We start from the raw sequence: 21,065 nt of genomic DNA on the forward strand, positions 1-21,065 counted from the left end.
TAAGTTTTTTTCGTTTTTTTATTCGTTCGATTAAAAAGAACTCAAAACGCCTCAAAAGTAGGCTTTTATCTTACATATTCTTCAGTTTTTCAGTGAACAAAGAGACTTTTTCCCAGTTTGTGTACTCAACTTCCTTCGTTGTATCCGTTTCACCACCTGTCATATTCATAATAAAGCGGATCATGGTTCTATCGAACCAGTTATAACGTGGGTAATAGAGGGCACCTGCAAATACACCGATTAAAGTCGGCTGCCATGGAGACTTGGTAAGGAACTTCTTAATATACGCACTGCCTTCTGGTGTATCTTTGCCTTGGTCTTCTTTACGCGCCGTTAAGTTAACACAGAAGAACGCAACCTTGCTTGATTGCAACTGAGTAAGGTTGGCATCAATAAATTGATATAGCTTCTTATTAAGGTGGCCATAACGAATCGATGCGCCAATCAACACTCTGTCGTACTGAGCAAAGTCCACCTTGCCAATAGTGTGCAGATCTTGAAGCTCACATTCGAACTCACTCATTTCTTCTTTTATATAGTTCAAGATTTTCTTGGTCTGCCCTTCACGGCTTGAATACAAAAATAGAACTTTTGCCACAATGTTGTCCTTAGCTACGCCAAAACGTAGGGGTCAATAAGATTAATAAGGTGAAGATTTCTAATCGGCCAAACAGCATAGATACGATAAGTACCCATTTTGCTTTGTCGTTCACATCGCCAAAGTGCACCGCGACTTCACCAAGGCCCGGGCCAAGGTTATTTAATGTCGCCGCTACCGCAGAGAAAGCACTCAACTCGTCCATACCAGTTGCAATAAGAGCCAGCATACAAACCACAAACACTAATGCGTATGCAGAGAAGAAGCCCCAGACCGCATCTACAACACGTTGTGGTAGTGCAGAACCGCCAACCTTGATGGTATAGACAGCCCGTGGGTGAACAAGACGCTTCATTTCACGAGCACCTTGCAGAGTAAGTAGTAAGATTCGAATCACTTTCATACCACCACCCGTAGAACCTGCACATCCCCCTATAAAAGAAGAGAACAAAAGCAGTACGGGTAAGAACAATGGCCACTCTGAGAAACCCGTCGTTGTAAAACCCGCGGTCGTAGAGATAGACACGGTTTGGAACAAGGCTTGGTCGAAAGCATCGTAGTACGAATCATAAGAGTGATGATTGAGCAGTAATAAGAAACAAACCAAGAACAGTACTGCCTGAATAAAGATAAAGGCGCGGAACTCAGGATCTTTCCAATAATACTTAGGATGCACACCACCTGAAGCAAATGCAGCAAAGTGAAGCGAATAGTTACATGCTGATATAAGCAGGAACACGACGGTAATCATGTTGATCGCAGGGCTATTGAAATACCCCATGCTCGCATCGTGAGTCGAGAAGCCACCAATCGCAATAGTAGAGAAGCTATGACTGATGGCATCAAAGAAGCTCATCCCAGCAAGCCAAAACGCCACTGCACAAGCAATGGTTAAGCTCAGGTAGATGTACCAAAGCGCTTTTGCCGTTTCAGCAATACGCGGAGTCATCTTACTGTCTTTTACAGGGCCCGGGATTTCTGCACGATATAGCTGCATACCACCGATGCCGAGAACAGGAAGGATGGCTACCGCCAATACGATGATACCCATACCACCAAACCATTGCAGGAACTGGCGGTAAAACAGAATCGCCTTAGGCAGATCATCGAGGCCGACAATAACGGTCGCGCCCGTGGTTGTTAATGCAGAGAAGGATTCGAAGAAAGCATCGGTTACCGACACATTGGGGTTATCGGCGATCAAAAATGGCAGCGCACCAGCACTACCGATTACCGTCCAGAATAAAACAACAATCAAGAAGCCATCACGCGCTTTCAATTCATGCTTATAACGTCGGTTTGGAAACCAGCAGGTTGCTCCACAGAATAAGAGAACAAAAAAGGTCGTCACAAATGGCACACCCGCACCATCTCGATAGATCAGAGCGACGAGCGCAGGTGCGAGCATTGATACACTAAAAAGTGCTAATAATAATCCGACGATTCGAATAATTGAGCGAAATTGCATGAGCTATTGAACGAAGCGAAATGCTTCACACTTCCTAGTTGTCTTTGACTTTCGTTACCAGTGCCTTAGCACCGCTTTTATTGATCATGGTTTGGGTAAACGAATCTACCTGAAGGAGCTCTATTTCAATAATAAGCTCAACTTGAACACCATAATCCGCTTGGACTTCAACAGCCTGATGCTGAGCCATGATGGATTGTGCAATCGGCACAAAGCCATAGTCTAACTCTAGCCGTAATTTTGTGGTTATTTTTTTCTCGATAGTTTGAAGCAGCTTGAGAGCTTGTTGTACTCCACCACCATAAGCCTTAACTAAACCACCAGTACCGAGCTTGATTCCGCCTGAATAGCGAGTGACTACAGCCGTTAACTCGCCAACACCTGAACCAGACAGTTGCGCCAAGATAGGCTTTCCAGCAGTACCCGAGGGTTCGCCATCATCACTAAAGCCCCACTTCATCGAGTCTTCAGGTCGCCCTGCAGCAAAGCCCCAACAGTTATGTCGCGCTGAAGAATGCTCTTTTTTTACCTGTTCAACGAACTGCTTAGCAGCTTCTACACTTGGAGTATGAGCAAGATGAGTAATAAAAACGCTCTTTTTTATCTCTTCTTCAAATAAAGCCGACGCTGACGGTATTAAATAGGGCTGTTCATTCATATCGTTAACTTAATTATTAAGAGCGGCGAAGTGTATCACGCGTGAATAATAAGGGTTAGAGGATCTGTGCTGTCGCACAATGTTAAACAATTGTTTAAAAAATGTATTGAAATTAATCAAGCAGAGGTACAGACTAGAATAACTGGTCTTACCAGGTGCTCTACAATAATAGAAAGATAACAAGATTCTCTCAAACAATCGTGGATTGTATGTCATGGAGATAGACAATGATTTACCAAGCTAACACCCTACAGGTAAAGGAATTACAAGATGGTATTGCGGAATTAAGCTTCTGTGCACCGGCATCTGTAAACAAACTCGACCTTGCAACTTTAGAATCACTAGATAAAGCGTTAGATGCTCTTAATGCTCACGCAGGATTACGTGGTTTAATCTTAACTTCAAACAAAGACGCGTTCATTGTGGGCGCAGACATCACTGAATTTCTTGGCCTATTTGCTAAGCCAGAAGCAGAACTTGATGAATGGTTAAGATTCGCTAATTCAATCTTCAGCAAGCTCGAAGACCTTCCTGTCCCAACTCTTTCAATGATGCGTGGCCATGCCCTTGGCGGCGGCTGTGAATGTGTACTCGCTACCGATTTCCGTATCGGTGACAAGACCACCAGCATAGGTCTACCAGAAACCAAACTTGGCATCATGCCTGGTTTTGGTGGTTGTGTGCGCCTACCTCGTGTTATCGGTGCTGACAGCGCGATGGAAATTATCACTCAAGGCAAAGCATGCCGTGCAGATGAAGCGCTTAAAGTTGGCTTGTTAGATGCGATTGTTGAAACAGACCAACTACTAGAATCAGCGATCAACACTGTTTCTTTGGCAGCCAATGAGAAACTTGATTGGCAGCTACGTCGCAAACAAAAAACATCAGCGCTTTCACTAAGCAAACTCGAAGCGATGATGAGCTTTACCATGGCGAAAGGCTTAGTTGCTCAAAAAGCAGGTCCTCACTACCCAGCTCCGATTACTTCTGTGATTGCAATTGAAGAAGCAGCGCGCAGTGATCGCGATGCGGCGTTAGACATCGAACGCAAACACTTCGTTAAGCTAGCAAAATCTGAAGAAGCAAAAGCACTTGTCGGTTTATTCTTGAATGATCAATACATTAAAGGCTTAGCAAAACAAGCTGGTAAGTCTGCGAATAAAACAACTGAACGCGCAGCAGTACTTGGCGCTGGCATCATGGGCGGCGGTATTGCTTACCAGTCAGCATTGAAAGGCGTGCCAGTGATGATGAAAGACATCGCACAAGCGTCTCTTGATCTTGGTATGAACGAAGCTTCTAAGCTGTTGAATAAACGCTTATCACGCGGTCGCCTAGATGGATTCAAGATGGCAGGTATTCTGTCTTCTATTACTCCAAGCCTGCATTACGCGGGTGTAGAACAGTCGGATGTGATTGTTGAAGCAGTAGTAGAAAACCCGAAAGTAAAAGCAGCAGTACTGAGCGAAGTGGAAGGTTTGGTTGGTGAAGACACGGTTCTAACATCAAACACCTCTACAATTCCGATCAACCTGCTAGCGAAATCACTGAAGCGCCCAGAAAACTTCTGTGGCATGCACTTCTTTAACCCTGTGCATCGCATGCCTTTGGTTGAGATCATCCGTGGTGAACAAACTTCAGAAGAGACCATCAATCGCGTGGTTGCTTACGCAGCGAAGATGGGTAAATCCCCAATCGTTGTTAACGACTGCCCAGGCTTCTTCGTTAACCGTGTACTTTTCCCTTACTTTGGCGGTTTCAGCATGTTGCTACGCGACGGTGCTGATTTCACTAAGATCGATAAAGTGATGGAGCGCAAGTTCGGTTGGCCAATGGGCCCGGCTTACTTACTAGACGTTGTAGGCCTAGACACTGCACACCACGCACAAGCTGTGATGGCGCAAGGTTTCCCAGAGCGTATGGGCAAAGAAGGTCGTGATGCGATTGATGCACTTTACGTTGCTGAAAAATACGGTCAGAAAAACGGTAGCGGTTTCTACACATACAGCGTAGACAAGCGTGGTCGTCCGAAGAAGACCTTCTCTGAAGACATTCTTCCTATCTTGGCTGACGTATGTCAAGCACCACAAGATTTTGATGACCAAACAATTATCCAGCGCGTGATGATTCCAATGATCAACGAAGTGGTGCTTTGTCTAGAAGAAGGCATTATCGCGACACCGCAAGAAGCGGATATGGCACTGGTTTACGGTTTAGGCTTCCCTCCATTTAGAGGCGGCGTATTCCGCTACTTAGACAGTGTGGGCATTGGTAACTTCGTTGAAATGGCGAAAGGCTACCAAGACTTAGGTGCAATGTACCAAGTTCCTCAGCTATTGCTTGATATGGCAGCGAAGGGCGAAAGCTTTTACGACAGCCAACAAGCCAGTTCTCTGTAACCCACATTTGGAAAAGGAATAGCAAAATGAAAAATGTAGTTGTTGTTGATTGCCTTCGCACCCCAATGGGACGTTCCAAAGGTGGAGCTTTCCGTCACACTCGTGCTGAAGATCTGTCTGCACATTTGATGAAAGGCATTTTAGAGCGCAACCCAGAAGTAAACCCTGTCGAAATTGAAGATATTTACTGGGGTTGTGTACAACAAACACTAGAGCAAGGCTTCAACGTTGCACGTAACGCTGCCTTGCTTGCTGGTCTACCGATTGAGATTGGTGCTGTAACAGTCAACCGTTTATGTGGTTCATCTATGCAAGCTTTGCATGATGCAACTCGCTCTATCATGGTTGGTGATGCTGAAATCTGCCTGATTGGTGGTGTGGAGCACATGGGCCACGTACCAATGAACCATGGTGTTGATTTTCACCCAGGCATGTCAAAACACGTAGCAAAAGCGGCCGGCATGATGGGGCTAACCGCTGAGATGTTAGGCAAAATGCACGGTATTAGCCGTGAAGACCAAGATGCATTCGCAGCACGCTCACATGCTCGCGCTCAAGCAGCTACGGTTGAAGGTCGTTTCAAAAATGAAATCCTGCCAACCGAAGCTCACGCTGCAGACGGTTCTCTGTTCACTCTGGATTACGACGAAGTCATTCGCCCAGAGACAACAGTTGAAGGCTTATCCCAGCTGCGTCCGGTATTTGACCCAGCAAACGGCACAGTAACAGCAGGTACTTCATCAGCTCTGTCTGATGGTGCTTCTGCAATGCTTATCATGAGCGAAGAGAAAGCTAACGCACTTGGCCTTAAGATTCGCGCTCGCGTGAAGTCTATGGCTATCGCTGGCTGCGATCCTTCAATCATGGGTTACGGCCCAGTACCAGCAACCCAAAAAGCACTTAAACGTGCAGGACTAACCATTGAAGACATGGGTGTGATTGAGTTAAACGAAGCGTTTGCTGCTCAATCTCTACCTTGTGCTAAAGACTTAGGTCTACTGGATGTTGTTGACGAGAAAGTAAACCTTAACGGCGGTGCGATTGCTCTGGGTCACCCACTAGGCTGTTCTGGTTCTCGTATCTCGACGACGCTAATCAACCTGATGGAAGCACAAGACGTGAAATACGGCTTGGCGACTATGTGTATTGGTTTAGGCCAAGGTATTGCAACGGTATTTGAACGCCCATAGCGTTTACTGACTGTAATATTTGAAGGGTAATCTTTTGTGCAGCTATATTTATATAGCTGCACTTTTTATTGCTTGGCATCCAACAATGCATCGATTGTGTTCAGCGAACTCAACGAGAGAAAAACCAACCCTGACATCTATGCACAAAACGCATATATTCAATGTTGATGTTTCATTATTTTTTCTCGGATGATTCAACTAAAGTTACTTCAGTTTCCTAATATTCCTCCACGGAGCAGATCATGTTTAAAGCACTTGTACTAAACCAAGAAGACAAAAAAACTATCGCGTCAGTTTCTCAAATTGAAGAATCTCAATTACCAGAAGGTAACGTGAAGATTGATGTTAGCTACTCTTCTTTGAACTACAAAGATGGTTTGGCGATTACAGGTAAAGGGCGCATTGTTCGCAACTTCCCTATGGTTCCTGGTATCGACCTTTCTGGTGTGGTTTCACAATCTGATGACCCTCGCTACAAAGCAGGCGACGAAGTGGTTCTAACTGGTTGGGGTGTTGGTGAAGGTCACTGGGGCGGCATGGCTGAGAAAGCAAGCCTAAACGGTGACTGGTTAGTGCCGATGCCTAAAGGTCTAGACGCTAAGAAAGTAATGGCGATTGGTACAGCAGGCTTCACAGCAATGCTTTGTGTTCAAGCTATTGTCGATGCTGGCATCAAGCCTGAAGACGGTGAAATCCTAGTTACCGGCGCAAGTGGCGGTGTAGGTAGCGTATCTATCACTCTACTAAACCAACTGGGCTACAAAGTGGCAGCAGTGACTGGCCGTGCTTCTGTAAACGGTGAACTACTTAAATCACTAGGCGCGACACGTATTGTAGAGCGTGCTGAACTAGAAGAACCAGCTAAGCCACTAGAAAAACAACTGTGGGCTGGCGCTATCGATACGGTAGGCAGCAAAGTGCTTGCGAAAGTATTGGCGCAAATTGATTACAACGGTGCGGTTGCGATGTGTGGTCTAGCAGGCGGTTTTGACTTACCAACCACGGTAATGCCATTCATTCTGCGTAACGTTCGCCTACAAGGTGTTGATTCTGTAATGTGCCCTCGTGAAAAACGTATTAAAGCGTGGGAACAACTGGCTGAGCTACTACCAGAATCTTTCTACGCTCAAGCAACCAAAGAAGTGTCTTTAGACGGTGCAATTCAAGCAGCAGAAGACATCACTAACGGTCAAATCACTGGTCGCGTAGTCATTAAACTATAGGCTCTCAAACATAAAGTTATCAAACCTTAAGCAACAGCTTTAGGCTTGGATAACCCAAAACAACAAAGGGCTGATTTTTATCAGCCCTTTTGCGTTTTTGTCATTCGGGTCAAGTGAACTCAGACTCAGATCCGGTTAACCCAAACCGACATCCGCAATCCGTTTTTGAATCAACTCACCACACTCTTCTTTTACCACTCTTCTTAACCATTGTTGTGAAGCAGAAGAATCGCAACGCGAGTGCCAGATCAGTGAGTAATCAAACGGCATAAATTCAAATGGTAATGGCTTAACAACCAAGTCATAACGCTCTGCTACCAAATAAGCCAAATCAGCAGGCACAGTAATCACCAACGGCATTCTATCGACAATCGCCAATGCCGCTTCAAGGTGATAAGCACGCAGTACCATTCTTCTGGGTTGTTGATTAGCTAAAGCGTTGTCCAATAAAGCCTTAACACCATCACTGATCGCAATCATCGCATGTGGGAGTGAAACATAGTCTGCAAGGCTTAAAGGTTGATCGGCTAATGGATGGTTTTTAGATAACAGACACGACACACCAACCGGCCCCAAGACTTCTTGATGAAGTGGTGCAATGCTGCCACTCGGACGACAGATCGCCATATCAACGCGTTCGGTGCTGAGCTGTTTAAACAAATGCTCATGCTGCAACGGAGCAAACTCCAAAGAGATATTGGGTGCTTGTTCATAAATCTTAGGCAACGCATAAGGCAAGATGGTTTGCATCGCATAATCGGTGGTAGCGATCAGAAAACGTTCGCTGCAATAGTAAGGGTCAAAGTCACTCGGACTCAGCAATTGGCGAAAAGACTCCAAAGGCTGATCAATACGCTGACTGATCTCGAGTGCTTTCTTGGTAGGAATAAGGTGCTGACCTTGACGTGTAAACAACGGATCGTTTAGTAATTCTCTTAAACGCCCTAATACTCGACTGGTTGCGGATTGGCTTAAGTTAAGACGAAGCGCGGCCTGGCTTACGCTGCCCTCTTCAATCAATACCTTTAAAGCGACCAATAAATTAAGGTCTCTACGATAGATGTCTTCTAATTCCACGCCACTTACCTAGCTGTATACGATTGCCATTAGTCACTAAGTTGTTTATAGCATGCTTTAGATAAAAAAAATCCCGCAATTACGCGGGGAAGCCCAAGAAAATTTGGGGATAGTGTCGGAATGTTGTCGTATCGGAATTCGCTTGCTGTATTCGGGTTAGTGCTCTTGCTCTTCGGCTATGCCTTGCCAACGGCGCATCTCTACCCAAATACCAATAATCGTTGCTACTATGCCAAAAATAGGCATCAGTGAGGTCTCTGTCGATGAGCGTAGTACTAACGCACAAAAAGAAATAAAACAGAGAACCGAATAAATTGTTAATCTATCTAATCCTGTCAACATCGCCACTCCTTAGCTAGTTGCCTTTGCTTCAAGTTGTTATCAACTTGTTAACTAAGTTATAGGAAATGATTCTGTTTGCCAAGCACTTATTGCATATTTTTTCTGCAGACGTATTATTCACTCGTTAGATAGATATAGAGATACAAACCATGACATTCAAACCTGAACTGGCAACCCATACTTTAGAAGCTGAAGGCCTGCGTTGCCCGGAACCAGTAATGATGGTCAGGAAGACAATTAGAAACATGCAGGATGGCGATGTGTTACTGGTAAAAGCTGACGATCCTTCGACAACTCGAGATATTCCGAGCTTTTGTCGATTCATGGATCACCAGTTGGTAGGCCAAGCAACAGAAACGTTGCCTTACCAGTATTTGATCAGAAAGGGATTGGAGGCGTAACGCCCCACCGACTATCAAGTATCAAAAAAGCCGCTCGTACCTTATGTTCTTAAACAGAACTCAGAGTACGAGCGGCTTTTTGTTTATTCGCTTCTAGATTTGTTTTGCAGATGCTCCAGCTGATGCTGAATTTCTCGGATATCTTTGCGCATCGGAATAATATGCGCGACCCGAATCCAAGCCTCTACCGCAAGTGCAGTCATGATGATGGCACCCGCGACCATTGGCAGCCACATGTCCGTCAACACCATGCCTAACAGTGTAAGTGCAAGACCAAAAGTAAATAGATAACTTTGGCTTTGTGGAGTAATACCCATATAACGCGTCAACATAATCATGCCCTCGTGTTCTTAACTCACAAGATTAAAATATCATGACAAGTATGACAGTTATATGTCCATTCGCTCGATAAACCCCACAATACTGTAAGAGTATGACCTACAACACATTACTCTACTGATTGAGTATAATAAGACTCAAAACACTTACGAGTAAAACGCAGCAGCGATAGCTAAACCCACGAATAGCAAGGCTGTGATCTTACGAATCAGATCAAGAGGCATCTTATCAGCAGACAGCTTACCGATGATCACCACAGGCACATTTGCCAGCAACATACCAATGGTTGTACCCAGAATCACCCACGCTAATGCATCCGCATATTGAGCCCCTAGGATAGAGGTCGCAATTTGGGTTTTATCGCCGATCTCAGCAATAAAGAAAGCGATAAAACTGGCGACAAACGGTCCTCGGTTTGAGATCTGTTCATCGTCATCTAACTTATCGGGAATCAAAATCCAGCCAGCCATCGCAATGAAACTGACCACCAGCACCCACTTTAATACTTCAGGTGAAAGATAATCAGCAACCACGACCCCGAGCCATGCTGCAAGGGCATGATTGGCAATGGTGGCAAAGAAGATAGCTGCGATGATAGGTATCGGCTTGCGATATCGACTGGCTAATAAAAGAGATAGCAACTGAGTCTTATCACCGATCTCGGCTAAGGCGACAGTTGTAATTGAAATTGCTAAAACGCTCACGACATGCTCATTTGGGATGGGGATTATTATATTTAACCAAAGACAAACCTCGCGCCCCATCCCGGTTCACGATGCTTGTCTATGGTCTTGCTAAGCACCACCAAGGTGGTGGTTGCCTCGAACGCCATGATGATTTTGCATCAATTATGTTGACGAACGAACTCATTCAATAGGATATGAATAAGTAAGCTACTCCCCAAAGACCGCGAGATTTTAATAGCCCATGCTTTCAAACACAAGTGTCAAAGTTATCAAAATATCCACTTGTGCCGAAAAACAAACATTAAAGGCAAAAAAATCCACTAAACGACATTTTAGACCACTAATTAAACAAGATTACCCCTACTCGCTTTACGAATATCTCGGTATACTCAGAGGTTATTTTTCTCATTCATTTAAAAGAATCGCGCGAACCTGACTATGCAAAAATACGATATCAAAACCTTCCAGGGAATGATCCTCGCGCTGCAGGATTACTGGGCTCAAAACGGTTGTACCATTGTTCAACCTCTAGATATGGAAGTAGGTGCAGGCACCTCTCACCCAATGACATGTCTACGAGCACTTGGCCCAGAGCCAATGTCTACAGCTTACGTTCAACCTTCTCGTCGTCCGACCGATGGCCGTTACGGTGAAAACCCGAACCGTCTGCAGCACTACTACCAATTCCAAGTAGCGCTAAAACCATCGCCAGACAATATCCAAGAGTTGTACCTAGGCTCCCTAGAGGTTCTTGGTGTTGACCCACTTGTTCACGACATTCGCTTCGTTGAAGATAACTGGGAAAACCCAACACTAGGCGCATGGGGCCTTGGTTGGGAAGTATGGCTAAACGGCATGGAAGTAACTCAGTTTACTTACTTCCAACAGGTTGGCGGCCTTGAGTGTAAGCCAGTAACTGGCGAGATCACTTACGGTATCGAGCGTCTAGCAATGTACATCCAGGAAGTAGATTCTGTTTACGACCTAGTATGGAACGTAGCACCAGACGGTTCTAACGTGACTTACGGTGACATCTTCCACCAAAACGAAGTTGAGCAATCGACGTACAACTTCGAGCACGCAGACGTAGATTTCCTATTCACTTTCTTCGACCAGTGCGAGAAAGAGTGTAAAGAGCTACTTGAGCTTGAGAAGCCACTGCCGCTTCCAGCTTACGAGCGCATTCTAAAAGCAGGTCACGCATTCAACATCCTTGATGCGCGCAAAGCTATCTCTGTAACAGAGCGTCAACGTTACATCCTTCGTATCCGCAACCTGACTAAATCAGTTGCTGAAGCGTACTACGCGTCACGTGAAGCGCTTGGCTTCCCAATGTGTAAGAAGGAAGGTAAATAATCATGGCGAAGAATTTTCTAATTGAACTGGGTACGGAAGAGCTTCCACCAACAGCACTTCGTTCTCTAGCAGAAGCGTTTGCTTCTAACTTTGAAGCAGGTCTTAAAACGGCTGAGCTTTCTCACGAAGGCATCAAGTGGTACGCAGCACCTCGTCGTCTAGCACTTAAAGTAACTGCACTGGCTGAAGGCCAAGCAGACAAAGTGGTTGAGAAACGTGGCCCTGCTGTTTCTGTGGCATTCGATGCTGAAGGCAACGCGACCAAAGCGGCACAAGGTTGGGCTCGTGGTAACGGTATTACTGTTGAGCAAGCTGACCGTCTGAAAACAGACAAAGGCGAGTGGCTTCTTTTCAAACAAGAAGTAGCTGGCAAACCAGTTCAAGAATTGGTGATGGACATTGCTGCGAAAGCACTGGCTGGCCTACCAATTCCTAAAGCAATGCGCTGGGGTAACTCAGACATTCAATTTATCCGTCCAGTAAAAACACTGACAGTACTACTAGGTGATGAGCTTGTTGAAGGCGAAATCCTAGGCGTAGCATCTGCTCGTACTATCCGTGGCCACCGTTTCATGGGCGAACAAGAGTTCACAATCGACTCTGCTGACCAATACCCTGCGATCCTAGAAGAGCGCGGTAAAGTAATGGCAGATTACGAAGCGCGTAAAGCGATCATCCTTGCTGATTCGAAAAAAGCGGCAGCTGCGGTTGGCGGTACAGCTGACCTAGAAGATGACCTTGTTGAAGAAGTAACGTCTCTGGTTGAATGGCCAGTAGTACTGACAGCGAAGTTTGAAGAAGAGTTCCTAAAAGTCCCTTCTGAAGCTTTGGTTTACACCATGAAGGGTGACCAAAAGTACTTCCCTGTTTACGATGACAACAAGAAGCTACTACCGAACTTCATCTTCGTATCGAACATCGAGTCTAAAGAGCCTCGTCACGTTATCGAAGGTAACGAGAAAGTGGTACGCCCACGTCTTGCTGATGCTGAATTCTTCTTCAACACAGACCGTAAGCGCCCGCTTATCGACCGTCTTGCTGAACTAGACCAGGCTATCTTCCAGAAGCAATTGGGTACTATCAAAGACAAAACAGACCGCATCACAGAGCTTGCAGGCTACATTGCTGAGCAAATCGATGCTGACGTTGAAAAGTCTAAACGTGCTGGCCTACTGGCTAAGTGTGACCTAATGACCTCTATGGTATTCGAATTTACGGATACTCAAGGTGTGATGGGCATGCACTACGCGACTCACGACGGTGAAGACGAGCAAGTTGCACTGGCACTTTACGAGCAATACATGCCTCGTTTCGCGGGTGACGATCTACCAAGCACTGGTATCTCTTCAGCAGTAGCAATGGCAGACAAGCTAGACACTATCGTAGGTATCTTCGGTATTGGCCAAGCACCAAAAGGTTCTGACCCATTTGCACTTCGTCGTGCGTCTCTAGGTGTGCTACGTATCATCGTTGAAAACGGCTACAACCTAGACCTAACCGATCTGATCGGCAAAGCGAAAGAGCTACTAGGCGACAAGCTGACTAACAAAAACGTAGAAGCTGACGTTATCGACTTCATGCTAGGTCGTTTCCGCGCATGGTACCAAGATGCTGGTTTCAGCGTTGATATCATCCAAGCGGTACTAGCACGTCGTCCAACTAAGCCTGCTGACTTTGACCAACGTGTTAAAGCTGTTTCTCACTTCCGTGAACTGGAAGCAGCAGAAGCACTAGCAGCAGCGAACAAGCGTGTAGGTAATATCCTTGCGAAATTCGATGGCGAGCTACCAGCTGAACTCGACCTAACGCTTCTTCAAGAAGACGCAGAGAAAGCACTGGCTGAAAACGTTGAAGTAATGACGGAAGCACTAGAACCAGCATTCGCAACAGGTAACTACCAAGAAGCCCTAAGCAAGCTTGCTGATCTACGTGAACCAGTTGATGCATTCTTCGATAACGTAATGGTTATGGCTGATGACGAAGCGCTTAAGAAGAACCGTCTAACGCTACTGAACAACCTACGTAACCTGTTCCTACAGATTGCTGACATCTCTCTACTGCAAAAATAAGCACAAGTGAGACAATTACTCTAAGTCATACTCTGAGTAATTAACGGTAAACACCCAAAGGGAAGCGAAAGCTTCCCTTTTTGTTTTTGTGAACCAAGCATTTGTTTGTAGAGGTCTTATTGATTAACTGAATGAAACAGCACTCAGACTGTAGAGGGCATTGTTTGCTATAACTGACCTGTTTATTCAGGGGAAGGGAACAATGAAAAAAACAGTACTCGCGCTTTCAATACTCGCTCTCAGCGCATGCAGCCAAACCAGTGACAACAACCTATTACTGACAATTGATAACGACACTGTCGTATTCGAATCATCCGGTAAAGGCACCGTGATTGCAGAACAGGAACTCGCGAAAGGTAGCTATACCTTCTCTATCAGCGATACTCAAAATACCTGTGGCACCAACTATGCGCTGGCTGAAGAAAACCGCATCAAATTCAATAAACCCCTTCGCCTAGACGACTGCGCCGAGAAGTCTGAATTAGATATCAAGATCTTTCGCGCTAACACCTATCAGTTTATGCTCAACCCACAAACCAATGAACTGACCGTTCAGATAAAGCCGAAGCAACAACAAGTACAAAGCTTTGCTTGTCCGGTTCCTAGTGACGAACCAACCATCATCGACGTTGCTCAAACCTTTGATGATGGCACCGTGGTTAGAGACGCTCTTTCAGGCAAACAAGTCACAGTAACGAATGGCAGCGTCACCATGCAGCCAGCAGAAAATAGCCAAGGTGTTCTGCTGCTTGAGAAAGTAGAACCAGAAACCAAAGCTGACTTTAGTTGGGATAACGCCACGGTTTACTTCGTAATGACTGACCGTTTCCACAATGGTAATCCTGATAACGACAACAGTTACGGTCGCAGCCAAGATGGACAAGACGAAATCGGCACCTTCCACGGTGGTGACTTGGCAGGCTTAACCGAAAAACTCGATTACATAGAATCACTCGGTGCTAATGCTATCTGGATAACGTCTCCGTTAGAGCAAATCCACGGCTGGGTTGGCGGCGGTGATCGAGGTGACTTCAAACACTACGGCTACCACGGCTACTACCATCAAGATTGGACCAAGCTCGATGACAACATGGGCACCGAAGACGAGCTAAAAACCTTCATCGATACCGCGCATAGCAAAGGCATTCGTGTTGTTTGGGATGTGGTAATGAACCACACCGGCTATGCGACGCTTGCCGACATGCAAGAGTTTGATTTTGGTAAGCTCAACCTAACTGACGAAGAAGCCAAACAAACACTTGGCGAAAACTGGACAGATTGGCAACCTGCCAAAGGTCAGAACTGGCACTACTTCAACAACTACATCTCTTACAGCGACAAAGAAGCGTGGGAAAAGTGGTGGGGCAAAGCTTGGCTACGCAGCGATATCGGCGCCTATGACTCTCCGGGCTACAATAACCTCACCATGTCTTTGGCGCATCTGCCCGATTTCAAAACAGAGTCGACAGAGACAATCGGGCTGCCTAATTTCTATCGCAATAAGTCCACCAGCGCGACCGATGAACTCAAAACACCTCGTAACCATTTAATCACTTGGTTATCGGATTGGGTGCGCGAATATGGTGTCGATGGTTTCAGGGTCGATACCGCTAAACACGTTGAACTCGAAGCATGGGCAGAACTGAAAGAGAGCACCAACCAGGCACTTGCCGAGTGGAAACAGAACAACCCAGACAAGGCCTTGGATGACTTACCCTTCTGGATGACTGGCGAAGTATGGGCACACAGCGTGGTCAAATCAGATTACTTCGCTAACGGATTTGATTCGATCATCAACTTTGAATTCCAGAGTGATATCGCACCAAAGGCGCTCAAGTGCCTATCCGATCTTGATGCTGATTACCTTCGATACGCAGAGAAGATCAACAACGACAGCGAGTTCAACGTACTGAGTTACCTTTCGTCTCACGACACCTCGCTATTCTGGACACAACATGGCAGTGACTTTGCAAAACAAACCAAAGCTGCAAACGCGTTGATGCTGGCTCCCGGTGCGGTACAGATCTATTACGGCGATGAAATCGCTCGTGATTTCGGCCCAACGGGTTCTGATCCAATGCAAGGCACACGCTCAGACATGCCTTGGGATCAAATCACTGGCGAACGTGCAGAGCTGCTAGAACACTGGCAAGCGCTTGGCCAATTCCGCCAACGCCACCCAGCAGTAGCCCAAGGTAAGCACATCATCCGTAACATCAAGGGCTACTATGCGTTCGAACGCCAATACCAAGATGACAAGGTATTAATCGTTTATACCGGAGCGAAGTAAACCTTCATTAACATAAACACCAGAAACTAAAGGGGAAGCTTAGGCTTCTCCTTTTTTATTGTTAAAGGTGCGTTCAATAAGCAAGCTGTTACTCATTAACCAAACTTTATAGAAGTTTTTTACGTGTTAGAGCATTTGGCGCTATGCGTCGCAAAAACATTGCGGTATGTTCAAGGAATACACTGATGGCAGACATAAGGTCTGCCTTAATGACACGTAACAAGCAATCACAATGAATTAGGTAAAATTAGTAATGCAGTTCTCTAAGTTTGGCGAAAAGTTTAATCGATACTCTGGAATCACTCGTTTAATGGATGATTTGAATGATGGCCTGCGCACTCCTGGCGCTATCATGCTCGGTGGTGGCAACCCAGCCGCTATCCCTGCCATGCTCGATTACTTTAACCAAGCCAGTGCCGACATGCTCGCCAGTGGAGAACTCATCGCCGCCCTCGCCAACTACGATGGTCCGCAGGGTAAAGACAGCTTCATCAAATCGTTAGCGGCAATGCTGAAAGAGACCTATGGTTGGGACATCAGCGAGAAGAACATCAGCCTGACTAATGGCAGTCAAAGTGGCTTCTTCTACCTATTCAACCTGCTAGCAGGCCAACAGCCTGACGGTTCGCACAAGAAAATCCTACTGCCGATCGCACCGGAATACATCGGCTACGGCGACGCGGGTATTGATGACGATATCTTTATCTCTTACCACCCAGAGATCGAGCTGCTAGAAAACCGTCAGTTCAAATATCACGTCGATTTTGAACAACTAAAGGTTGATGACTCAGTAGCGGCTATCTGTGCATCTCGTCCAACCAACCCAACGGGTAACGTACTGACCGACGAAGAAGTACGTAAATTGGATAAACTGGCGCGTGAAAACAACATCCCACTGCTGATCGACAATGCTTACGGCCTGCCGTTTCCAAATATCATCTTTGAAGATGTCGAACCGTTCTGGAATGAAAATACGATTCTGTGCATGAGCCTTTCTAAGCTTGGTTTGCCAGGTGTGCGTTGCGGTATCGTGATTGCGAGTGAAGAAGTAACACAAGCATTGACCAACATGAATGGCATCATCAGCTTAGCGCCAAACAGCGTCGGCCCTGCAATTGCCAATCACATGATTGAAAAAGGCGATTTACTGCGCTTAAGCAGCGAGGTGATCAAACCTTTCTATAAAGATAAATCTCTACGTGCAGTTGAACTGTTACAAGACGCTATCGACGACCCTCGCTTCCGTATTCACAAGCCTGAAGGCGCTATCTTCTTATGGCTATGGTTTGATGAGCTGCCGATCACCACAATGGAACTGTACGACCGCCTTAAAGCTCGCGGCGTATTGATTGTTCCGGGTGAATACTTCTTTATCGGCCAAGAAGACGAGTGGGATCATGCTCACCAGTGCTTACGCATGAACTACGTACAAGATGATGAGGCGATGCAGAAAGGCATTGCTATCATTGCTGAAGAAGTGAAAAAGGCTCGCTCAGAGCAGTAATAAGAGCTTTTAGCTTACCGCAGGTCAAATACAAAAAGAGCACCTCATTAGGTGCTCTTTCACTTTTACTTCCCGATATTTTTTAGCTCTAAGGAGCTAACAGTAATTAGCCTTCTAGTAAACTATTACCATTGATAGCAATCTTACGTGGTTGCATCGCTTCTGGGATTTCGCGTTCGAGGTCGATGTGAAGAAGACCATTTTCCATGCTTGCACCTACCACTTTTACGTAGTCAGCCAGTTGGAATTTACGCTCGAAATCGCGCTCTGCGATACCTTGGTATACGAAGGTTTTCTCTGCTTCTGCTTTACGCTCACCTTTCACAATTAGCATGTTCTCTTTCTGAGTCAGATCTAATTGGTCATCAGCAAAACCAGCGACTGCCATAGTAATACGGTAGTTGTTCTCGTCTTTTTGCTCGATGTTGTATGGAGGGTAACCGCCAGAAGAGTTCTTCGATGTATTCGCTTCCATCATATTGAATAGACGATCGAAGCCGATTGCGTTGCGGTAAAGTGGAGTGAAATCTACAGTTCTCATAATGCTATCCTTTTAGTAAGCAATAGTCTTAGCTGCGAATTTTACTTGGATCTAACCTGTGTGTGACCCAGTAAACAGCTAAGAGATTCAATTCGCATTCCTCGGGTTTCACCTCTATTGGCGACAACGCTGGGACATGGCAATGAATCAATTTTTAAGTTGTGTGCTGCCAAAGTTATCCTCTATTAAGCGATACTTCGTTAGCGGTAATGAAGGTTCTGTTTCTTCTCTTGTAGAGCAAGACAGTCATCCTCTTCACAAATAGATATATGGATTGAGCAAAATAGTTTCAAGGGGTTATTTTCAATTATTTTTGCAACTCAATATTTTTCAATATCTTACAAACATAAAAAAGCACCATCCAAAGGATAGTGCTTTTTTATGTTTTTAGTTTTTTGAGACGAAGCTATTTGGCTTTAGTTCAAGGAAGAGGCGCGGAGCATACGAATGTATGTGAGCACCTCTGACACAGAAATTAAGCCAAAGAGCGAAGTATCAAAGAGACTAAACGTCTAGGTTTGCTACTTTCAGTGCATTCTCTTCGATGAAGTTACGACGAGGTTCAACTTGGTCACCCATTAGCGTCGTAAACAACAAATCAGCACCAACAGCGTCTTCAATTGTTACTTGCATCATACGGCGAGTTTCAGGATCCATCGTGGTTTCCCAAAGTTGATCAGGGTTCATCTCACCTAGACCTTTGTATCGCTGTAGGCTTAGACCACGACGAGACTCTTTCACTAACCAGTTCAGAGCATCAACGAAGCTAGAAACTTCTTGAGTACGCTCACCACGCTTAATGTAAGCGCCTTCTTCAATCAAGCCATCAAGAGCTTCAGAAAGATCCGCTAGCTTACCAAACTCTTTAGAGTTAATAAGATCGATGCTTAGTAGGTGTTCATGAGTCACACCATGAGTACGAACCACAATCTTAGGAACGCTTAAGCCTAGCTCTTCGTGTTTTTCAACTTCAAGGCTGTATTGGCTTGCACCTACTTCTTTCGCGTTTAGCTGTTCAACAAGCTGCTTACCCCAAGCTTCAACTGCCGCGTCATCATGACACTGCTCGGCCGTTAGACGAGGAACGTAAATCAGTTCGTGAACCAATGCGCGTGGGTAACGGCGGCTCATACGATCAACAAGCTTGATGCCTGCATTGTATTGCTGAACAAGCTTCTCTAAACCTTCACCTGCAAATGCTGGCGCTTCAGGGTTTACGTGCAGTTCTGCGTTGTCTAAAGCCAAAGATACTTGATACTGGTTCATCGCATCTTCATCTTTAATGTACTGCTCTTGCTTACCTTTCTTCACTTTGTAAAGTGGCGGTTGAGCAATGTAGATGTAGCCACGTTCAATCAGCTCTGGCATTTGACGGTAGAAGAACGTCAGTAGCAGGGTACGGATGTGAGAACCATCGACATCGGCATCGGTCATGATGATGATGTTGTGGTAACGCAGTTTATCTGGGTTGTATTCGTCACGACCAATACCACAACCAAGAGCGGTGATTAGCGTTGCTACTTCTTGAGAAGACAGCATTTTATCGAAACGTGCTTTCTCTACGTTAAGGATTTTACCTTTCAGCGGTAGGATTGCTTGGTTCTTACGGTTACGCCCCTGCTTAGCTGAACCGCCAGCAGAGTCTCCTTCCACAATATATAGTTCAGACAGTGCAGGATCTTTTTCCTGACAGTCAGCAAGCTTACCAGGAAGACCCGCTAAATCTAATGCGCCTTTACGACGAGTCATTTCACGAGCTTTACGCGCTGCATCACGAGCACGTGCTGCATCAATAATTTTAGAACAAACTGTTTTCGCTTCACCTGGGTTCTCAATAAGGAACTCAGACAACTTCTCACCCATTGTAGATTCAACGGCAGACTTCACTTCTGAAGAAACCAGCTTATCTTTAGTTTGGCTTGAGAACTTAGGATCAGGCACTTTAACAGAAACAATCGCCGTCAGACCTTCACGAGCATCATCACCAGAGGTCGCAGTCTTCGCTTTCTTAGAGAAGCCTTCCTTGTCCATGAAGCTGTTCAGAGTACGCGTTAGCGCCGCACGGAAACCTGCTAAGTGAGCACCACCATCGCGTTGAGGGATGTTGTTGGTGAAACAGTAGATGTTTTCTTGGTAGCCGTCATTCCACTGCATCGCAACTTCAACGGTAATACCGTCTTCGCGCTCAGAGTTAAAGTGGAAGATTTTTTGGATGATTGGCGTTTTGTTAGTATTAAGGTGTTCAACAAACGCTTGGATACCGCCTTCGTATTCGAAGTGATCCATTTTGTCTTCTTCGCGCTCGTCAATTAGCTTAATTGATACACCTGAGTTCAAGAATGATAGCTCACGTAGACGCTTAGCTAAAATGTCGTAATGGAACTCGATGTTAGTGAAGGTTTCTTCACTCGGCCAGAAACGAATCTCTGTACCTGTTTTATCCGTGTCACCGATAACCGCTAGTGGCGCTTGAGGCTCACCGTGGCTGTAGGTTTGAGTGTGGATTTTGCCACCGCGGTGGATAGTAAGAGTAACTTGCTTAGAAAGTGCGTTAACTACTGAAACACCAACACCGTGCAGACCACCAGATACCTTGTACGAGTTATCATCGAACTTACCACCAGCGTGAAGAACCGTCATGATTACTTCGGCTGCAGATACGTTTTCTTCTGGGTGCAATTCTGTTGGAATACCACGGCCGTCATCGCTCACAGACACAGAACTATCTTCATGGATAGTTACAATGATGTCATTACAGTGACCAGCTAGCGCTTCATCAATAGAGTTATCTACCACCTCAAAAACCATGTGGTGCAGACCGGTACCATCATCCGTGTCGCCAATGTACATTCCAGGACGCTTACGTACCGCATCCAGACCCTTCAGTACTTTAATACTCGATGAATCGTAATTATCTGACATAG

17 protein-coding genes and 1 riboswitch are annotated in these 21,065 nt (G+C 45.6%); of the genes, 8 read left to right on the forward strand and 9 right to left on the reverse strand.

The window, feature by feature from the left end:
- Positions 1-70: 70 nt before the first annotated feature.
- The 3 genes from hemG to AB6E52_RS10720 are packed head-to-tail and all read right to left on the reverse strand — an operon-like array spanning position 71 to position 2,724.
- Entirely contained in the window at positions 71-598 is a 528-nt protein-coding gene (gene hemG / locus AB6E52_RS10710) for a menaquinone-dependent protoporphyrinogen IX dehydrogenase (protein ID WP_017058824.1), read from the reverse strand.
- Between the two features lie 10 nt (positions 599-608).
- Positions 609-2,066 carry a TrkH family potassium uptake protein gene (locus AB6E52_RS10715; RefSeq protein ID WP_008223210.1) on the reverse strand — a complete coding sequence of 486 codons (1,458 nt, stop codon included), beginning with the start codon at positions 2,064-2,066 and terminating at the stop codon, positions 609-611.
- Between the two features lie 34 nt (positions 2,067-2,100).
- Positions 2,101-2,724 carry a YigZ family protein gene (locus tag AB6E52_RS10720; RefSeq protein WP_004736669.1) on the reverse strand — a complete coding sequence of 208 codons (624 nt, stop codon included), beginning with the start codon at positions 2,722-2,724 and terminating at the stop codon, positions 2,101-2,103.
- Between the two features lie 227 nt (positions 2,725-2,951).
- On the opposite strand from AB6E52_RS10720, the gene fadB reads away from it, so the two are divergent.
- From fadB to AB6E52_RS10735, 3 genes are all read left to right on the forward strand, one after another.
- Positions 2,952-5,123, forward strand: coding sequence for a fatty acid oxidation complex subunit alpha FadB (gene fadB, locus AB6E52_RS10725; RefSeq protein WP_102321091.1), 2,172 nt, complete (start codon positions 2,952-2,954; stop codon positions 5,121-5,123).
- 26 nt (positions 5,124-5,149) lie between these two features.
- The gene (gene fadA / locus AB6E52_RS10730; RefSeq protein ID WP_017058821.1) at positions 5,150-6,313 is read left to right on the forward strand and encodes an acetyl-CoA C-acyltransferase FadA; all 1,164 of its coding nucleotides are present in this window, start codon (positions 5,150-5,152) and stop codon (positions 6,311-6,313) included.
- A 242-nt stretch (positions 6,314-6,555) separates the two neighbouring features.
- Positions 6,556-7,536, forward strand: coding sequence for an MDR family oxidoreductase (locus AB6E52_RS10735; protein ID WP_017058820.1), 981 nt, complete (start codon positions 6,556-6,558; stop codon positions 7,534-7,536).
- 135 nt (positions 7,537-7,671) lie between these two features.
- On the opposite strand, the gene AB6E52_RS10740 is transcribed toward AB6E52_RS10735, so the two are convergent.
- A complete protein-coding gene (locus AB6E52_RS10740; protein ID WP_102321090.1) occupies positions 7,672-8,613 on the reverse strand; it encodes a LysR family transcriptional regulator in 942 nt (313 codons plus the stop codon).
- Positions 8,614-8,769: 156 nt separating this feature from the next.
- Positions 8,770-8,955, reverse strand: coding sequence for a hypothetical protein (locus AB6E52_RS10745; protein ID WP_004736674.1), 186 nt, complete (start codon positions 8,953-8,955; stop codon positions 8,770-8,772).
- Between the two features lie 149 nt (positions 8,956-9,104).
- Here AB6E52_RS10745 and tusA point away from each other — a divergent pair, with 149 nt between their 5' ends.
- The gene (tusA, locus tag AB6E52_RS10750) at positions 9,105-9,356 is read left to right on the forward strand and encodes a sulfurtransferase TusA (protein ID WP_004736675.1); all 252 of its coding nucleotides are present in this window, start codon (positions 9,105-9,107) and stop codon (positions 9,354-9,356) included.
- A gap of 83 nt (positions 9,357-9,439) precedes the next feature.
- On the opposite strand, the gene AB6E52_RS10755 is transcribed toward tusA, so the two are convergent.
- Both AB6E52_RS10755 and AB6E52_RS10760 read right to left on the reverse strand, forming a co-directional pair.
- The gene (locus AB6E52_RS10755) at positions 9,440-9,694 is read right to left on the reverse strand and encodes a hypothetical protein (protein ID WP_017058818.1); all 255 of its coding nucleotides are present in this window, start codon (positions 9,692-9,694) and stop codon (positions 9,440-9,442) included.
- Between the two features lie 147 nt (positions 9,695-9,841).
- A complete protein-coding gene (locus AB6E52_RS10760) occupies positions 9,842-10,399 on the reverse strand; it encodes a TMEM165/GDT1 family protein (protein ID WP_004739245.1) in 558 nt (185 codons plus the stop codon).
- Between the two features lie 93 nt (positions 10,400-10,492).
- A riboswitch (yybP-ykoY riboswitch) is annotated at positions 10,493-10,609 on the reverse strand.
- A 210-nt stretch (positions 10,610-10,819) separates the two neighbouring features.
- Between AB6E52_RS10760 and glyQ the strand changes: the two genes are divergently transcribed.
- The 4 genes from glyQ to AB6E52_RS10780 all read left to right on the forward strand — a co-directional run bounded on the left by glyQ (position 10,820) and on the right by AB6E52_RS10780 (position 17,600).
- A complete protein-coding gene (gene glyQ / locus AB6E52_RS10765) occupies positions 10,820-11,737 on the forward strand; it encodes a glycine--tRNA ligase subunit alpha (RefSeq protein ID WP_017058815.1) in 918 nt (305 codons plus the stop codon).
- 2 nt (positions 11,738-11,739) lie between these two features.
- A complete protein-coding gene (gene glyS, locus AB6E52_RS10770; RefSeq protein WP_102321088.1) occupies positions 11,740-13,806 on the forward strand; it encodes a glycine--tRNA ligase subunit beta in 2,067 nt (688 codons plus the stop codon).
- Between the two features lie 202 nt (positions 13,807-14,008).
- Positions 14,009-16,096, forward strand: a complete 2,088-nt coding sequence (locus AB6E52_RS10775; RefSeq protein WP_102321087.1) for an alpha-amylase — start codon at positions 14,009-14,011, stop codon at positions 16,094-16,096.
- A gap of 253 nt (positions 16,097-16,349) precedes the next feature.
- Positions 16,350-17,600: a valine--pyruvate transaminase gene (locus tag AB6E52_RS10780; protein WP_102321086.1), complete on the forward strand. Its 1,251-nt coding sequence runs from the start codon at positions 16,350-16,352 to the stop codon at positions 17,598-17,600.
- Between the two features lie 106 nt (positions 17,601-17,706).
- Here the strand turns inward: AB6E52_RS10780 and AB6E52_RS10785 are convergent, their stop codons facing one another.
- Together AB6E52_RS10785 and gyrB are read right to left on the reverse strand one after the other, a co-directional pair.
- Positions 17,707-18,141 carry an Hsp20 family protein gene (locus AB6E52_RS10785; protein WP_009848140.1) on the reverse strand — a complete coding sequence of 145 codons (435 nt, stop codon included), beginning with the start codon at positions 18,139-18,141 and terminating at the stop codon, positions 17,707-17,709.
- Positions 18,142-18,645: 504 nt separating this feature from the next.
- The gene (gene gyrB, locus AB6E52_RS10790; RefSeq protein WP_017058811.1) at positions 18,646-21,063 is read right to left on the reverse strand and encodes a DNA topoisomerase (ATP-hydrolyzing) subunit B; all 2,418 of its coding nucleotides are present in this window, start codon (positions 21,061-21,063) and stop codon (positions 18,646-18,648) included.
- Between the last annotated feature and the right edge of the window lie 2 nt (positions 21,064-21,065).

The sequence above is a fragment of the Vibrio sp. 10N.247.311.13 genome (genome assembly GCF_041467595.1).
Classification (GTDB): Bacteria; Pseudomonadota; Gammaproteobacteria; order Enterobacterales; family Vibrionaceae; genus Vibrio; species Vibrio crassostreae_C.

What these genes read in the sequence shown, in the direction of transcription:
- AB6E52_RS10715 (WP_008223210.1), bottom strand. Translation starts at nt 2,066, where the DNA reads ATGCAATTTCGCTCAATTATTCGAATCGTCGGATTATTATTAGCACTT.
- AB6E52_RS10720 (WP_004736669.1), bottom strand. Translation starts at nt 2,724, where the DNA reads ATGAATGAACAGCCCTATTTAATACCGTCAGCGTCGGCTTTATTTGAA.
- fadB (WP_102321091.1), top strand. Translation starts at nt 2,952, where the DNA reads ATGATTTACCAAGCTAACACCCTACAGGTAAAGGAATTACAAGATGGT.
- fadA (WP_017058821.1), top strand. Translation starts at nt 5,150, where the DNA reads ATGAAAAATGTAGTTGTTGTTGATTGCCTTCGCACCCCAATGGGACGT.
- AB6E52_RS10735 (WP_017058820.1), top strand. Translation starts at nt 6,556, where the DNA reads ATGTTTAAAGCACTTGTACTAAACCAAGAAGACAAAAAAACTATCGCG.
- AB6E52_RS10745 (WP_004736674.1), bottom strand. Translation starts at nt 8,955, where the DNA reads ATGTTGACAGGATTAGATAGATTAACAATTTATTCGGTTCTCTGTTTT.
- tusA (WP_004736675.1), top strand. Translation starts at nt 9,105, where the DNA reads ATGACATTCAAACCTGAACTGGCAACCCATACTTTAGAAGCTGAAGGC.
- AB6E52_RS10755 (WP_017058818.1), bottom strand. Translation starts at nt 9,694, where the DNA reads ATGATTATGTTGACGCGTTATATGGGTATTACTCCACAAAGCCAAAGT.
- glyQ (WP_017058815.1), top strand. Translation starts at nt 10,820, where the DNA reads ATGCAAAAATACGATATCAAAACCTTCCAGGGAATGATCCTCGCGCTG.
- glyS (WP_102321088.1), top strand. Translation starts at nt 11,740, where the DNA reads ATGGCGAAGAATTTTCTAATTGAACTGGGTACGGAAGAGCTTCCACCA.
- AB6E52_RS10775 (WP_102321087.1), top strand. Translation starts at nt 14,009, where the DNA reads ATGAAAAAAACAGTACTCGCGCTTTCAATACTCGCTCTCAGCGCATGC.
- AB6E52_RS10780 (WP_102321086.1), top strand. Translation starts at nt 16,350, where the DNA reads ATGCAGTTCTCTAAGTTTGGCGAAAAGTTTAATCGATACTCTGGAATC.
- AB6E52_RS10785 (WP_009848140.1), bottom strand. Translation starts at nt 18,141, where the DNA reads ATGAGAACTGTAGATTTCACTCCACTTTACCGCAACGCAATCGGCTTC.
- gyrB (WP_017058811.1), bottom strand. Translation starts at nt 21,063, where the DNA reads ATGTCAGATAATTACGATTCATCGAGTATTAAAGTACTGAAGGGTCTG.